Raw genomic sequence first — 14,255 nt, 5'->3', positions numbered from 1 at the left:
GACGCAAATCATGGGCCACCCCTGCTGTCCGCTCTACCTGAGAGATTCGCCCCACGATCGGGGTTTGCTCCTTCGGTGGACGGTCTCCATCGCTGCGATGCACACCGTCTCTCTCCAGCAAGGAAACGCCCGTGTGAGCGGGCGCCTCGTCAGTCCTTTGGCCTGAGCGTTCGGGAAACCCCTGCGCCTTCGGCGGCCCCGCGTGGGGACTCTCTCCTGACCGGGTCAAGTGTAATGGATTGCGTCGTTGCCTTGCGCACGCCCCACGGACCGGAGCGTCTTGGCATCGGCATCACTTGAATCCGAGCGCCCTCGGCATCCACGTGCTCAGCGCCGGTACGAAGGTCAGCAGCACCAGCACCGCGCCATGCGCCCACAGGAAAGGCACCAGTTCGCGCACCAGCTTCGACATGGGCACCTTCGACACGTTGCAGGTCACGAACAGCAGGCCACCCACCGGTGGCGTGATCATGCCGAGCGTGAGGTTGTAGATCACGATCATCGCGAAGTGCACCGGGTCGACACCCAGCTTGATCGCCACCGGTGCGAGGATCGGCGCGAGCACCATCACGCCCGGCAGCGGTTCGATGAAGATGCCGAAGACCAGCAGGAACACGTTGACGATGATGAGGAACATCCACGGCGACAGGTTCATGCCGATGAGCCATTCGGCCATCTGCTGCGGAATGCCTTCGATGGTCAGCACCCAGGCGAACGACGCCGACAGGCCGATGATGATCAGCACCGAGGCCGACAGCAGCGCCGAGCGTTCCAGGATGTTCGGCAGCGCCTTCCATTCGAGCGTGCGGTAGACGAATTTGCCGCACACCAGCGCGTAGAACACCGCCACCACCGAAGCTTCGGTCGGCGTGAACCAGCCGGCGCGCATGCCCCCGAGGATGACCACCGGCAGCAGGATGGCGGGCAGCGCCTTCCAGGTCGTCAGCAGGATCTCGCGCAGCGGCGGCAGCTTGCCGTCGCCCTTGTAGTTTCGCTTCTTCGACACGTGGAAATTGACCGCGCACATCGCCACCGCGATCAGGATGCCCGGCAGGATGCCCGCGACGAACAGCGTGCCGACCGAGACCGTCTCGTCCTGCAGTGCGTAGATGATCATGATGATCGAGGGCGGAATGATCGGCCCGACGATGGCTGTCGACGCGGTGAGCGCGGCTGCGTAGGAGCGGTCGTAGCCGGCCTTGTCCATCATCTTGATCAGCATCGAACCCGGGCCGGCCGCATCGGCCAGTGCGGAGCCGGAGATGCCCGAGAAGAAGGTCAGCGACACCACGTTGGTGTAGCCCAGGCCACCGCGCTTGTGGCCGACGAACTGGCCGGCAAAGCGCAGCAGCACCTCGGTGAGGGACCCGCCGCTCATGAGTTCGGCCGCCAGGATGAAGAAGGGCACGGCCATCAGCGGAAAGCTGTCGATGCCGGTGAAGGTTTCCTTGAGCAGCACCATGAGCGGGTAGCTCTCGGCAAAGATCAGGGTGGTGGCCGTCGACAGCCCGAGCGCGAAGGCCACGGGCACGCCGATGGCCAGGAACACGCAGGCGGAGACGATGAGAATGACGCTGGCATCCATGGTCGTTCCTTCAGAGCGACGCGCTGGCGTTGGCGTCGAAATGCGCGTCCGACGAGAACTCCCGTCGCAGCACGTAGCCCTTGACCACCAGCAGGAAGTGAACGATCAGCAGCACGCCGCCGATGAGCATCGCACTGTAGATGTAGGCGAACGGCACTTGCGTGACGGCGGTCAGCTGGAACATGGTGCGCTGCATGTAGAGCCAGCCATACCAGACCATGAAGCCGAAGAAGGCGAAGAGCAGGGCGGCGACCACCATGCGCACGGCCACCGCGCCCGCCTGCGGCAGCGCGTCCTGCAGGTTCTCGACGGCAATGTGGCCGCCGTAGCGCAGCACCGGCCCGGCACCCAGGAAGGTCAGCCAGATCATCATGTGGCGCGAGACCTCTTCGGCCCACTCGAGCGACTGGTTGGTGAGGTAGCGCAAGGCCACGTTGGTGAAGATGATCACCGACATGGCGGCGATCAGCAGGATCAGCGCCCAGCGGTTGGCGGCAAGGAAGTAGCGCTCGAAAGCTTGCACAAAAATCTCGATTCTCAAAAAAGCAAAGCGCCCGGCGCCATGAAGGCGCGCCGGGCGGCGGGTCAGGCGATGGAGGCGGCGTCGCTTAACGGACGTCCGAGATCTTCTTGATGTTGTCGGCGCCGAATTCCTTGGCGTAGCCGACATAGGCTGGCTTGAGCGCCTCGCGGAAGGCGTTGCCGTCGACGATGCGCGTGACCTTCATGCCGTCCTTCTCGAGCTGGGCGATGCCGTTGTTCTCATCGTCGTTGACCTTCTTGCGCTGCGCGACCGACGCCTTTTGCGCGGCTGCCAGGAACACCTTCTTGTCGCTGTCCGACAGCTTGTTCCAGACCTTGGGCGACAGCAACAGCAGTGCGGGCGAGTACACGTGGCCGGTGAGCGACAGGTGCTTTTGCACCTGCGAGAACTTCGACGCCAGGATCACCGGGATCGGGTTTTCCTGGCCGTCGACCGTGCCTTGCTGCAGCGCGCCGAACAGTTCGGGAAACGCCATCGGCGTGGGCAGGATGCCGAAGGTGCGGTAGCCGTCCATGTGCACCTTGTTTTCCATGGTGCGCATCTTCAGGCCGGCTGCATCGGAGGGCTTGACGATGTCGCGCTTGCTGTTCGTCATGTGGCGAAAGCCGTTTTCCGTCCAGGCCAGCGCAATGATCCCCTTGCTCGGGAACTTGGTCAGGATGTCCTGGCCGATCGGGCCGTCCATGACCTTGCGCGCATGGTCGTAGTCGCGAAACAGGAACGGGATGTCCACGATCTTCATTTCGGGCACGAAGTTGCCCACCGGGCCGGTCGAGGTGTTCAGCAGGTCCTGCGTGCCCAGCTGGATGGCCTCGATCTGTTCGCGCTCGCCGCCCAGCGCCGAATTGGCGAAGTGCTGGCACTTGAAGCGGCCCGCCGTGTTCTTCTCGACCTCCTCGCAGAACACGGTGGAACCGACGCCGTAGTGCGACTCCTTGGAGGTGGCGTAGCCGATCTTGAGGGTGGTGGTCTGCGCGAAGGCGCTGGAGCTGGAGCCGAGGGCCAACGCAAGGCATGCGGCGGCGAGAGGGCCGATTTTCATGGTGTCTCCGGGAATGGTGCAACGCGCGCGGGATCGCGCACCTGACTGCTGCCTGACTATGCGCGCGTCGGCAGCTTCACCGCGTCGGGACTTTCACGGACGTAATCGCGAATCACCTCGTCGAAATTGGCGTCGGCGCGCAGGCCGAGCGCGCGTGCGCGTGTCCATTCGAAGCGTCCGGGCCACGTCTTGACGATGCGGGCGATGACCGGGTCCGGCGTTCGGTCGAGCAGGTCGGTGGCGGCGCTGCCGGCCACCCGGCCCAGGGCGGCCGCCATCTCACCCACCGTGGTGGCCAGGGACGGCAGGTTCAATGCGATGCGGGGGCCCCATTCGGCATCGGAGGCCTCTGCCGCCCGCAACAGGCCTTCGATGGCACGCGCGGGCGAGCCGATCGCCACCGGCGTGTCGTCGGGCACCGGGCAGGGCGCACGCACGCCGGCCAGCGGCTCGCGGATCATGCCGCTGAAAAAGCCGGATGCGGCCCCGTTGGGCTTGCCCGGACGTACGCTCACGGTCATCAGCCGCACGCTGCGTCCCTGGATGAATCCCTTGCGGGTGTAGTCGGCCACCAGCTGCTCGCCGATGACCTTCTGGATGCCGTAGCTGGTCAGCGGCGTGGGTAGCGTGTCGTCGCGGATCACGGGAGGCAAGGGTTGCTCCGGCGCGTCGCCGAAGACCGCCAGCGAGCTGGAGAACACCAGCGTGGGCATCGTGCCCGCATGGCGGCAGGCTTCGAGCAACGCGTTCGTCGCAGCGAAATTGCTACGCATGCCGAGATCGAAGTCGGCTTCGCACTCGCCGCTGACGGCCGCCGCCAGGTGGAACACCACGGCGGCCTGCGGCGTGACGACCCGTTGCGGTGTTTCGGCCAGCAAGGCATTCAGGTCCCCGACGACGGTGGCGATGCGAGGGTCGTGGGCGAGGTCGGCCGGTGCCTCCACGCGGTCGACCAGCGTGATGCGTGTGACGGGGGCTGGCGCGGTGCCTGCGCGCGACAGGGTACCGCGTGAGAGCAGCGTGCGCGCGAGGCGGGCACCCAGGAATCCGGCGCCGCCGGTGATGACGATGTGCATGGGTTTGTCTCCTTGGTTTTCGCAGCAGTCTAGCCGCGCGCACCCCGGAGGCAAACTAGGCGCGCGTTGCGCGCACCGTGCGCCAGAGCAGGCCGAGAAACAGCACGGCGGTCAGCACCAGTGCCAGCGCGCTCATGAGCCAGAAGGCCAGCGGCGACTGCATCGCGGGCCAGGACCCGAGGCCGTGGTAGGCCAGCAGGTAGCTGCCGCCCAGGCCGACGCCCCACAGCAGCGCGCAGTAGAGCAGCAGCGGCATCAGCGTCACGCGATAGCAGCGCAGCACGAAGACACACAGCGTCTGCACCGCGTCGGCCACGTGGTAAGCCGCGGTTGCCAGCAGCAGCGTGGCCGCCAGGGCGACGACGGCCGTTCTGTCCGAGTACACGGCGGCGAGCTGCCAGCGCAGCGCGACCATCAGCGTGGCAATCATCGCCGCGCACAGCAGGGCCAGTTCGAAGCCGGTGCGGCAGGCACGTCGGGCACGCGTCGGATCACCCGCGCCGAGCCAGTAGCTCACGCGTGCGCTGGTGGCAATGGCCAGCGACAGCGGCATCATGTAGGCAACCGCGGTGAGGTTCGATGCGATCTGGTGCGAAGCCGCGGCGGCGGTGCCCAGTCGGGCGATGAAGAGCGCCATCAGCGTGAACGAGGTCACTTCGACCAGCACCGACAGGCCACCCGGGATGCCCAGTCGCGCGAAGCGGCCGATCTGCCGCCAGTCTGGCGCCTCGATGCGGCGCCAGAAGCCATAAGGCCGGTAGAGCGCCTGCGTGCGCAGCAGCCAGAGCGCGGCGGTGAGCATCGACCAGTTCACCGCAAAGCTGGCCCAGCCGCAACCCGCCAGCCCCATGGCCGGCAGACCCGCGCCGCCAAAGGCGAACCAGACCGACAGCGGCAGCTTCACGAAGAGCGAACCCACTTGCAGCCACGTGACGAGCTGCGGATGGCCCAGGCTCTGGTTGAGCGTGCTGAAAAGCCGGAACAACAACGCAGGCGGCAAGGCAAAGGCGAGGATCGCCAGATACGCCTCGACGTCGCCGCGCATGGCCTGCGGCACCTGGGTCCATTGCAGCAGGGCGTCCGGCATCAGCAGCAAGGCCATGCCCAGCACCATGGCGATGCCACACAGGTAGAGCGACTGGCGCAGTGATCGTCCGACCTCATCGGTGCGGCGTGCGCCGTGCAGTTCAGCCCAGATGGGTAGCAGTGCCTGCAGCACACCCATCAACGACACGTACACACTGATGAAAATGGCCGAGCCGACCGACAGCGCAGCCAGCGCGCGCTCGTCGTAGCGGCCCGCGACGATGGTGTCCGTCACTCCAAAGGCCATCACCGCGAGTTGCCCGACGAGCACCGTGCCCGCATGCCGGGCGATCGTGCGTCGCTCGCTGCCTCCTGCGGCCTGAGAGCCCGGGCTCACGGAGCGTGACGCTCGTAGAGCAGCAGGTCGTCGTTGGCGCTGGTCTGGCGGCGGAAGCTGCCGACCAGATGCCATTGATCGAAGGACACGACCGTGCGCAGCGTCGGGATCGCATCGGCACTGATCAGCAGCCAGCGGCAACGGCTGCTGTCGTTAAAGTCCTCGAGGTCGAAATTGCCGTGGTGGCGCAGCGCGGCGATCTGCGGTCGCGGCACGCCCAATTCGGCCACGCAGCCCGGTTGCGGGCCGACCTTCTCGGCAATGGCGGCGACCTGGGGACCGTAGCTGAGCACATGGTCCAGTGAGGGCAGCCAGAGCGTCATGCCGAGCAGCCAGCACAGCGCCGCACCGCCCGCAGGCAGGACCAGCGTTTTCCAGAGCGCTGCGCGATGGCGGCCCGAACGCCACCGCACCAGCCAGCACCAGGCGATGGTGGCAGCCACTGCGAAGACGACACCCAGCCAGGAAATCGGCGGCACGTGGCCCAGTGTGAGCCGTGCCACGCTGGACGCCATCTTGGGCGGCCAGCCGCTCTGCATGGCGATCCAGTAGGTCCAGATGATGAGTGCGGAGCCGCTGAAGAACAACAGCGTGAACCAGTCGATGAGTGCGGCCACGCTGCGACGGAAAGTCGGCAGTGCGAAAGCTGCCAACGTCGCGAATGCCGGCAGCGCCAGCAGCAGTGAACGTTCGGAGAAATCCGTGCTCCAGGTCGCGGCCAGCGGAACGGCGACGAACCACAGCGGCAGCGCCACGTGGCGCGCAGACAGCTGCCGCCGCCAGCGCCACAAGGTCCACAGTGCGAGCGGCCAGGCCGGCCAGGTGAACCACAGCAGCAGGCGCAACTGGCTGCCGATGTCCGCGCCGAGCGAGCGACCCGTGTGCGAGCCTGGCAAGGCGATCTGCCAGTGCCACAGCTTCATGACGATCGCCATCAATGCGGCAATCAAGGTTGCTGCCGCGATGAGACCCAGTGCATTGCGGGTGTAACCGGGCGCGGCGTCCTCCTCGGAAAGGGTCGCGCGGCCGTGGCTGTCATGCCAGGCGATCAGCAGGCCGCCCAGGCCGAGGGCAAGGCCAACGACGGGGGCCCCGCTGAGCGTCAGGCCAAACGTACCACCCAGCAGTGCGATGGTCGCTCCCAAAGGCCGGTAGGGCAGGGCCGCGATCCCGAAGAACATGTGGGTCGTGAAGAACAGCTGGGCCAGCGCCGGAGTGGTTTCATGGCCGAGCTGCGCCAGTCCCAAGCAGGCCAGCAGCGCCAGCAGGCTGCCGTCGGCCATGGCGCGTGCGTAGTCCTTGGGCAACGCTTCACCACCGAATGCGAACGCCACCGGTTGCGCACGCGGGGTGCGTGCGAGGAAATAAACCGCATACCAGGTGGTCGTGAAAACCAGCCACAGCATCAGCGCGAAGACGATGCGCACCGCCAGGTCGGGATGGACCCAGGAAGGCGCCAGCTTGATCGCGAAGGCGCCGATCCAGTAAGGAAGCAGCGCTGGCGTTTCCGGCCGCAGGCCCAGCAGCAAGGGGTCGAGCCAGCGGGCGAGCCCCTCGGTGGTACGCGCGAGTTCGGCCATGTAGCCGAAGGACGTCACGTCGGCACTTTTCCAGGGTCCACGTCCGATCAGACCCGGCAGGAGGTAGGCCGCGCACAGCAGAAGCAGGGCGATGCGCGGCAGCCGGCGCACAGCGCTTTGGGCAACGATGGCGGGGGTCGGCTGGTTCAATGGAGAGGTGCCTGCGCGGAGAAATGAAAAAGGGCAGCGCGGTTAAACCGGGCTGCCCTCGACCTGCGTACGTTGGCTTACTTGGAAGCAGCGCCGGTGGTCTTGCCGAAACGGTTGCGGAACTTCTCGACGCGACCGCCCATGTTGTCCACCGACTTTTGCGTGCCGGTGTAGAACGGGTGGGATTCGCTGGTGGTGTCCAGCTTGAACAGCGGCAGTTCACGACCGTCGTCGGTCTTGCCCATTTCCTTCGTGTTCGCGCACGAACGCGTCACGAACTTGAAGCCGTTCGACATGTCGACGAACAGGACTTCACGGTAGTTCGGGTGGATGCCTTCTTTCATGGTATTTCCTTTGGGGTCGATGCGAGAGCCACGAGCACGGTGGACGGTTCCGATGGGAGGGGCACGACGCCCGTGCCATCTTCGGCTGCACTTTTCGCGGAGCCTGCGATTATCGCATACTGGCGCTTTCTGTCGACCAGGATTTCTTCGCTATGACTTTACCGCTGTTGCGCGTCGGCCTCGTCGGTTACGGTTTCGCGGGCCGGACCTTCCATGCGCCGGTACTTTCCGCCGTGCCAGGTCTCCAGCTGGCTGCCGTCGCCAGCTCGCAGCCCGCACAGGTGCAAGCCGACTGGCCCGGCGTGCCGGTGGAGTCCGATGCGCAGGCGTTGCTGCGCCGCAGCGACATCGATCTGGTGGTGATCGCTGCACCGAACGCGCAGCATCATCCGCTCGCACGTGATGCCTTGAAGTCCGGCAAGCACGTGGTGGTCGACAAGCCCTTCACGCTTGATGCTGCACAGGCGCACGATCTGGCGGCGCTCGCCGCCCAGCACCAGCGTGTGCTGTCGGTCTACCAGAACCGCAGGTATGACGCCGATTTCCTGACGCTGCGCGACCTGCTGGCCTCCGGCCAGCTGGGCCGACCCGTGTATTTCGAATCCCATTTCGACAGGTTCCGGCCCGAAGTACGCGACCGCTGGCGCGAGCAGGCCGTGCCCGGCGCGGGGCTGTGGGGCGATCTGGGGTCGCATCTGCTCGACCAAGCGCTGCAGCTGTTCGGCAAGCCCGACACGCTGCAGGTGGACCTGGCGGCGCTGCGCGACGCAGCGGTCGTCGAAGACTACTTCCATGCTGTACTGCGCTATGAAACCGGCCCCCATGCACCGCTGCGTGTGGTGCTGCATGCGACCGCCCTGGCCGCGCACGCGGCGCCACGCTATCTGGTGCACGGCACACGGGGCAGCTATGTGAAGCAAGGTGTCGATCCGCAGGAGGACGCGCTGCGCGCGGGCTTGCGGCCGGGGGGGGCCGACTGGGGCGTCGACCCGGTGACCGGCGACCTTCGTGTGCTCGCCGTCGGCGACTGGATGAAGGACAGCAGGGTGCCGAACTGGCCAGGCAATTACGGCGATTACTATGCCGCCGTGCGCGATGCGATTCGAGGCACCGGACCGAACCCGGTGCCGCCTGAGCAGGCCGTCGAGCTGATGGCGTTGCTGGACCTGGGTCGGCGCAGCGCTGAAGAGGGGCGTGTGCTGCCCACACCGTGAACGCGCCTTCGACGCGGAGGCACGAAACCATGAAAAAGCCCGTCGCAAGGACGGGCTTTTTCATGGCCACCACCGACCCGACAGCGCCGGGCCGTGGTATTCGGGGTCAGCCCCCGCGACGCATCATGTCGAAGAACTCGACATTGGTCTTCGTCGCCTTCATGTTCTTGAGCATCAGCTCCATCGACTCGATCTCGTCCATGTTGTACATGAGCTGGCGCAGGATGCGGGTCTTCTGCAGGATCTCCGGCGGCAGCAGCAGTTCTTCACGGCGCGTACCGCTGCGATTGAGCTGGATCGACGGGAACACGCGCTTTTCGTACAGGCGGCGGTCCAGGTGGATTTCGGAGTTGCCGGTGCCCTTGAACTCTTCGAAGATCACTTCGTCCATGCGGCTGCCGGTGTCGATCAGCGCGGTGCCGATGATGGTCAGCGAGCCGCCTTCTTCCACGTTGCGCGCGGCGCCCAGGAAGCGCTTGGGGCGCTGCAGCGCGTTGGAGTCGACACCGCCGGTCAGCACCTTGCCCGACGAGGGCACGACGTTGTTGTAGGCACGGGCCAGACGGGTGATCGAGTCCAGCAGGATCACGACGTCTTTCTTCAATTCGACCAGGCGCTTGGCGCGCTCGATCACCATTTCGGCCACGTGCACATGGCGTGCAGCAGGCTCGTCGAAAGTCGAGGCAATGACCTCGCCCTTCACGGTGCGCTGCATTTCGGTCACTTCTTCAGGCCGCTCATCCACCAGCAGCACCATCATGTGCACTTCAGGGTAGTTGGCGCTGATGGCGTGGGCGATGTGCTGCATCATCACCGTCTTGCCGCTCTTGGGCGGTGCCACGAGCAGGGCGCGCTGGCCCTTGCCGATGGGCGCGATGATGTCGATGATGCGGCCCGTGATGTTCTCTTCGCCCTTGACACCCTCGCGTTCGAGCTTCATCTGTTCCTTGGGGAACAGGGGCGTCAGGTTTTCGAACATCACCTTGTGCTTGTTCTGCTCGGGCGGGCCACCGTTGACGGCGTCCAGCTTGGTCAGCGCAAAGTAGCGCTCGCCGTCCTTGGGCGTGCGCACTTCGCCCTCGACCATGTCGCCGGTGTGCAGGTTGAAGCGGCGCACCTGGCTTGGCGAGATGTAGATGTCGTCGGTACTGGCGGTGAAGCTGGTGTCCGGGCTGCGCAGGAATCCAAAGCCATCGGGCAGGATTTCGAGCACGCCATCGGCAAAGACCTGTTCGCCGGCCTTTGCGCGCTTCTTGATGATCGCAAACATCAGCTCCTGCTTGCGCATGCGGCCGGTGTTTTCGATCTCAAGGGCTTCGGCCTGCTTGAGGACTTCAGACACGTGGAGTGCCTTGAGTTCGTTTAAGTGCATGGAGCGACCCCTGGCGGGGTATTTGTCGAACGGGAAACGGGGGGAGGTTTAAGGAGAGGCGAGAACTGCCTCACAAACCGGGGAACTCAAACCGGGCGAGCCGGTGATATGGAAGAGATTATGACAGGAAAAAAAGGCGAGCGGCACCTTGCGTGCCGCCCACCCGTCTGCGCCTTGAATCAGGCCAGTTGCTGATCGATGAAGGCGGTGAGTTGCGCCTTGCTCATCGCACCGACCTTGGTGGCGGCAAGCTGACCGTCCTTGAACAGCATGAGCGTGGGGATGCCGCGGATACCGAACTTGGCCGGGATGTCGCGGTTTTCATCGACGTTCATCTTGGCGATCTGCAGCTTGCCTTCGTACGTGGCCGAGACTTCGTCGAGGATGGGCGCGATCATCTTGCAAGGGCCGCACCATTCGGCCCAGTAGTCCACCAGCACAGGCTTGCCGGACTTGAGCACGTCGGCTTCGAAAGATGAGTCGGAGATGTGTTTGATCAGTTCGCTGGCCATGATGGATCCTTGTGGGGCGGGTGGTTTTCGGTCCCGCAGAAGTGAAGGTCATTGTGACAGAAACCAAGTGTCACCGTTGCTGGCAAAGGGCTATGGGCGCGATAGCCAAACCCAGCCAAAGGCCCCCGCGCCTTGCTTTGAACGATACTGCCACGCCCCTGTCCCTTCCGCGCGAGCGGCCTTTTTCTTGCGGGCGGGGATGAACCGGTATGACCCCAATGACAGCAATCAAGACCGTCGCCGTGATCGGCGGCGGACCGGCCGGCCTGATGGCCGCCGAAACCCTGGGCGCCGCTGGCCTCCAGGTCCACCTTTACGACGCCATGCCCTCCGTGGGCCGCAAGTTCCTGCTCGCCGGGCGTGGGGGGCTCAACCTCACGCATTCGGAGCCGTTCGATGTGTTCGCGAGCCGTTTCGGCGACCGTCGCGCCGCGCTCGAGCCGCTGCTTCAGGCCTTCAGCCCGGACGCGCTGCGCGCATGGGCGCAGGGCCTGGGCATCGAGACCTTCGTCGGCACCTCAGGCCGCGTGTTCCCCACCGACATGAAGGCCGCACCCCTGCTGCGTGCCTGGCTGCATCGCCTGCGGGCGACGGGTGTGCAGTTCCATATGCGTCACCGTTGGCTCGGCTGGCCGGACGGCGAGGCATCGGCCACCAGGCTCCGCTTCGCCGCGCCAGGCGGCGAGGTCCAGGCGCAGCACGACGCCGTGGTTCTCGCGCTCGGCGGCGCGAGCTGGTCACGACTGGGCTCCGACGGTGCCTGGGTGCCGTGGCTGCAGGCGCGTGGCGTCGAGGTGGCCGCGCTGGCACCGGCCAACTGCGGCTTCGACGTGGCCTGGAGCGCGCATTTCGCCGAGCGGTTCGCGGGCCAGCCTTTCAAGTCGGTGGCGATCGCCTTCACCGATTCGGCGGGGCGCAGCTTCACGCGCCGCGGCGAATTCGTGGCCACGGCCACGGGTATCGAAGGCAGTCTGATCTATGCCGCGTCAGCCCTGCTGCGCGACGAGATTGCCGCGAACGGTAGCGCCACCGTGCGTCTCGATTTGCTGCCTGACCGCAGCCCCGAACAGGTGGCGGCGGCCGTGCGCCACCCACGCGGCGCCCGTTCGCTCAGCAGCCATTTGAAGAGCCGGCTGGGTATCGACGGCGTCAAAGCCGGCGTCTTGCACGAAGCGCTCACGCGCGAAGAAATGCTCGACCCCGACAGGCTCGCCGCCACGCTCAAGGCGGTGCCGATCCGGCTGATGGCGCCGCGCCCGATCGACGAGGCCATCAGCACGGCTGGCGGGGTGAAATTCGGCGCGCTCGATGCGGCATTGATGACGGGCGCATTGCCCGGTGTGTTCTGCGCGGGCGAAATGCTCGACTGGGAGGCCCCGACCGGCGGCTACCTGCTCAACGCATCGATGGCCAGCGGGGCGGCAGCAGCGCGAGGCGTGCTGGCACACCTGGCGGCCGGCGATTGAAGCCAAATCGCACATGGACGGCCTGGACCTGATCAAGACCTTTCGCGCGGTGGCGGAACGCCGCAGCTTCTCGCGGGCCGCCCTGGCGATGGGTGTTTCGAAGGCCACGGCCAGCAAGCACGTGGCCGAACTCGAGGCGCGCTGTGGCGTGCGCCTGCTCAACCGCTCGACGCGGGCGCTGAGCCTGACCGATGCCGGCCAGGTGCTGCTCGAACGCAGCACGCAACTGGTCGAGAGCGCAGAACGCACGCTGGCGGAGTTGCAGGAGTTCGGTGGCACGCCGCGCGGGCGACTGCGCATGACGGCACCGTCGGGCCTGGCCAACGAATGGCTCACCGGCGTGGTCAGCGACTTCATGGCGCAGTACCCGGAAGTCAGCATCAGCATCGACTTCACCAACCGGGATGTCGATCTGGTGGAGGAGGGGATCGACATCGCGTTGCAGGGCGGCCGCATTCCCGACCTCAATGCCATCGTGCGGCGGCTCGCACCGGTTCGGCTCGTGTTGTGCGCTTCGCCAGCCTATTGGGCGCGTCGCGGCCTCCCGAAGGTGCCCGAAGACCTGCAGCGGCACGAGTTCCTGCGCTTCTCGCTGATGGCGGCGCATCACATCGAGCTGCAGCGCGACGGTCAACCCTATCTCGTGCCCATGCAGTCGCGCATGGACTGCAACGAACCGGCCGCCTTGATCGAACTCGCCTTGCGCGGCGCAGGCATGATCGTGGCCCCCGTGTTTCTGGCGAAGCCGCACCTGGAGCGCGGCGCGCTGGTGCCGGTGTTCGAAGACTGGATGCCGACCGACGTATGGATCTACGCGGCCTACTCGCAACGTCGGTACAACAGCGCCGCCCTGCGGCTGATGCTCGACTTTCTGGTGCGCTCCATGGACGCGGTTGCGCTGTAGAAAAAAACGCGACTGCGCACCTCGTTCGTGTTCACAGAAATGGCAAGGGATTGTTTCGATCTGGGAAACATCGTGTCTTCGCCGCGTGTGATCGCAATGGGCCTTTCGGCAGCACACTGGCGACGCGGTTTGCCAGAGGGCTTACCCGTAAACGTCCTACCGACACGATCGAACCCGAGGAGATCCAGATGATGATGACCCAACGCCTTTCCGTTCTCGCCGCCGCTGCCAGCCTGTCGCTGTTGGCTGCTGTTGCTGTGCATGCCGAAACCTACGAAGGCGTGCAGGGCGTCACGTCTGCGCGTTCGGCCGACGAAGTCCGCAACGAAGCCTACAGCGCGGCATCTGCCTCGAACCAGAACGTGCCACGTGGCTCGCGCGGCGCCGAAGCCTTCACCCCCAGCGCGGATCCCGAGGCCGTGCGTGCGCAAGCCATTGCAGCAGCCAACGCGCCCGACCAGAACGTGTCGAGCGGCTCGCGCGTCAACAGCCGTGTCGTGTCGACTGCGACGACCCGCACGCAAGCCGCCGGCGCCAGTACCTCTGGCACCGTCAGCAAGTAAGCAATGATGTGAGCTGGTGGGCTGCATGGAGTGCGGCCCGCCTTGAATTGAAAAACCCGCATGGCCTTCGGTCCGTGCGGGTTTTTTTGTGCCATTGCAATGGCCTGAAGAAACGGCTTGCGAGCTTGGGAGGGGCGATGGAAGCGTGCGCCGCTTTGTGCGCACGTCTTCGTGTGATGAGGTTGACGAGCCTTACCCCCGGCACTGACTACGCAGTTAGGGCTGCTTGGTTCCCCACCTGACCCGGTTGGCCGCTTCACCATGCGGGGAGGCCCGTCAATCCATATTGTACCTCGTGCGCATACCCACTTCGGCTGCTCAGGCGTGGCCGCATCCAGCCGTACGGGGTCGGCGACAACCTATTCGACAACTTAGAATCCCCGCAATGTCCTATCTCGTGCTCGCCCGCAAATACCGGCCCCGTAATTTCGAAGAAATGGTCGGGCAGGAGCATGTGGTCCAGGCGTTGTCGAACGCGCT

Annotated in this window: 13 protein-coding genes, 1 other RNA gene and 2 riboswitches; of the genes, 4 read left to right on the top strand and 10 right to left on the bottom strand. The window is 65.5% G+C overall.

Annotated features, from left to right (window positions below; all coding sequences use genetic code 11):
* Nucleotides 1-14 precede the first annotated feature (14 nt).
* Nucleotides 15-128: riboswitch (glycine riboswitch) on the bottom strand.
* Between the two features lie 12 nt (nt 129-140).
* A riboswitch (glycine riboswitch) is annotated at nt 141-229 on the bottom strand.
* A 63-nt stretch (nt 230-292) separates the two neighbouring features.
* The 7 genes from J2W36_RS18095 to J2W36_RS18065 all read right to left on the bottom strand — a co-directional run bounded on the left by J2W36_RS18095 (nt 293) and on the right by J2W36_RS18065 (nt 7,744).
* Nucleotides 293-1,585 (bottom strand): TRAP transporter large permease, encoded by a 1,293-nt coding sequence (locus tag J2W36_RS18095; protein ID WP_307691149.1) that lies wholly within the window; start codon nt 1,583-1,585, stop codon nt 293-295.
* A gap of 10 nt (nt 1,586-1,595) precedes the next feature.
* On the bottom strand, nt 1,596-2,108 hold the full coding sequence (locus J2W36_RS18090; protein WP_307691148.1) for a TRAP transporter small permease: 513 nt from the start codon (nt 2,106-2,108) through the stop codon (nt 1,596-1,598).
* Nucleotides 2,109-2,193: 85 nt separating this feature from the next.
* Nucleotides 2,194-3,171: a TRAP transporter substrate-binding protein gene (locus J2W36_RS18085; RefSeq protein ID WP_307691147.1), complete on the bottom strand. Its 978-nt coding sequence runs from the start codon at nt 3,169-3,171 to the stop codon at nt 2,194-2,196.
* Between the two features lie 56 nt (nt 3,172-3,227).
* Complete coding sequence (denD, locus tag J2W36_RS18080) at nt 3,228-4,247, bottom strand: D-erythronate dehydrogenase (protein ID WP_307691146.1); 1,020 nt, start codon at nt 4,245-4,247, stop codon at nt 3,228-3,230.
* A 55-nt stretch (nt 4,248-4,302) separates the two neighbouring features.
* Nucleotides 4,303-5,670: an MATE family efflux transporter gene (locus tag J2W36_RS18075; RefSeq protein WP_307691145.1), complete on the bottom strand. Its 1,368-nt coding sequence runs from the start codon at nt 5,668-5,670 to the stop codon at nt 4,303-4,305.
* Nucleotides 5,667-7,400, bottom strand: a complete 1,734-nt coding sequence (locus tag J2W36_RS18070) for a hypothetical protein (protein ID WP_307691144.1) — start codon at nt 7,398-7,400, stop codon at nt 5,667-5,669. Before J2W36_RS18070 ends, J2W36_RS18075 begins: the two co-directional genes overlap by 4 nt.
* Before the next feature lie 77 nt (nt 7,401-7,477).
* Nucleotides 7,478-7,744 carry a type B 50S ribosomal protein L31 gene (locus tag J2W36_RS18065; protein ID WP_307691143.1) on the bottom strand — a complete coding sequence of 89 codons (267 nt, stop codon included), beginning with the start codon at nt 7,742-7,744 and terminating at the stop codon, nt 7,478-7,480.
* A gap of 152 nt (nt 7,745-7,896) precedes the next feature.
* On the opposite strand from J2W36_RS18065, the gene J2W36_RS18060 reads away from it, so the two are divergent.
* Complete coding sequence (locus tag J2W36_RS18060) at nt 7,897-8,958, top strand: oxidoreductase (RefSeq protein WP_307691142.1); 1,062 nt, start codon at nt 7,897-7,899, stop codon at nt 8,956-8,958.
* A 106-nt stretch (nt 8,959-9,064) separates the two neighbouring features.
* On the opposite strand, the gene rho is transcribed toward J2W36_RS18060, so the two are convergent.
* On the bottom strand, nt 9,065-10,330 hold the full coding sequence (gene rho, locus J2W36_RS18055) for a transcription termination factor Rho (RefSeq protein WP_307691141.1): 1,266 nt from the start codon (nt 10,328-10,330) through the stop codon (nt 9,065-9,067).
* 179 nt (nt 10,331-10,509) lie between these two features.
* Nucleotides 10,510-10,842, bottom strand: coding sequence for a thioredoxin TrxA (trxA, locus tag J2W36_RS18050; RefSeq protein WP_307691140.1), 333 nt, complete (start codon nt 10,840-10,842; stop codon nt 10,510-10,512).
* A 218-nt stretch (nt 10,843-11,060) separates the two neighbouring features.
* Here trxA and J2W36_RS18045 point away from each other — a divergent pair, with 218 nt between their 5' ends.
* From J2W36_RS18045 to J2W36_RS18035, 3 genes are all read left to right on the top strand, one after another.
* Complete coding sequence (locus J2W36_RS18045; RefSeq protein WP_307691139.1) at nt 11,061-12,308, top strand: TIGR03862 family flavoprotein; 1,248 nt, start codon at nt 11,061-11,063, stop codon at nt 12,306-12,308.
* A gap of 13 nt (nt 12,309-12,321) precedes the next feature.
* Nucleotides 12,322-13,212, top strand: a complete 891-nt coding sequence (locus J2W36_RS18040; RefSeq protein ID WP_307691138.1) for a LysR family transcriptional regulator — start codon at nt 12,322-12,324, stop codon at nt 13,210-13,212.
* A 188-nt stretch (nt 13,213-13,400) separates the two neighbouring features.
* Nucleotides 13,401-13,775, top strand: coding sequence for a DUF4148 domain-containing protein (locus J2W36_RS18035; RefSeq protein WP_307691137.1), 375 nt, complete (start codon nt 13,401-13,403; stop codon nt 13,773-13,775).
* A gap of 181 nt (nt 13,776-13,956) precedes the next feature.
* Here the strand turns inward: J2W36_RS18035 and ffs are convergent.
* Nucleotides 13,957-14,053: signal recognition particle sRNA small type (gene ffs / locus J2W36_RS18030), an RNA gene on the bottom strand.
* Nucleotides 14,054-14,255: the final 202 nt, after the last annotated feature.

This window comes from Variovorax ginsengisoli (assembly GCF_030811835.1).
In the GTDB taxonomy this organism is placed as follows: domain Bacteria; phylum Pseudomonadota; class Gammaproteobacteria; order Burkholderiales; family Burkholderiaceae_C; genus Variovorax; species Variovorax ginsengisoli_C.
Note: the sequence above shows the minus strand (reverse complement) of the source record. Positions and strands in the feature narration are given on the sequence as shown.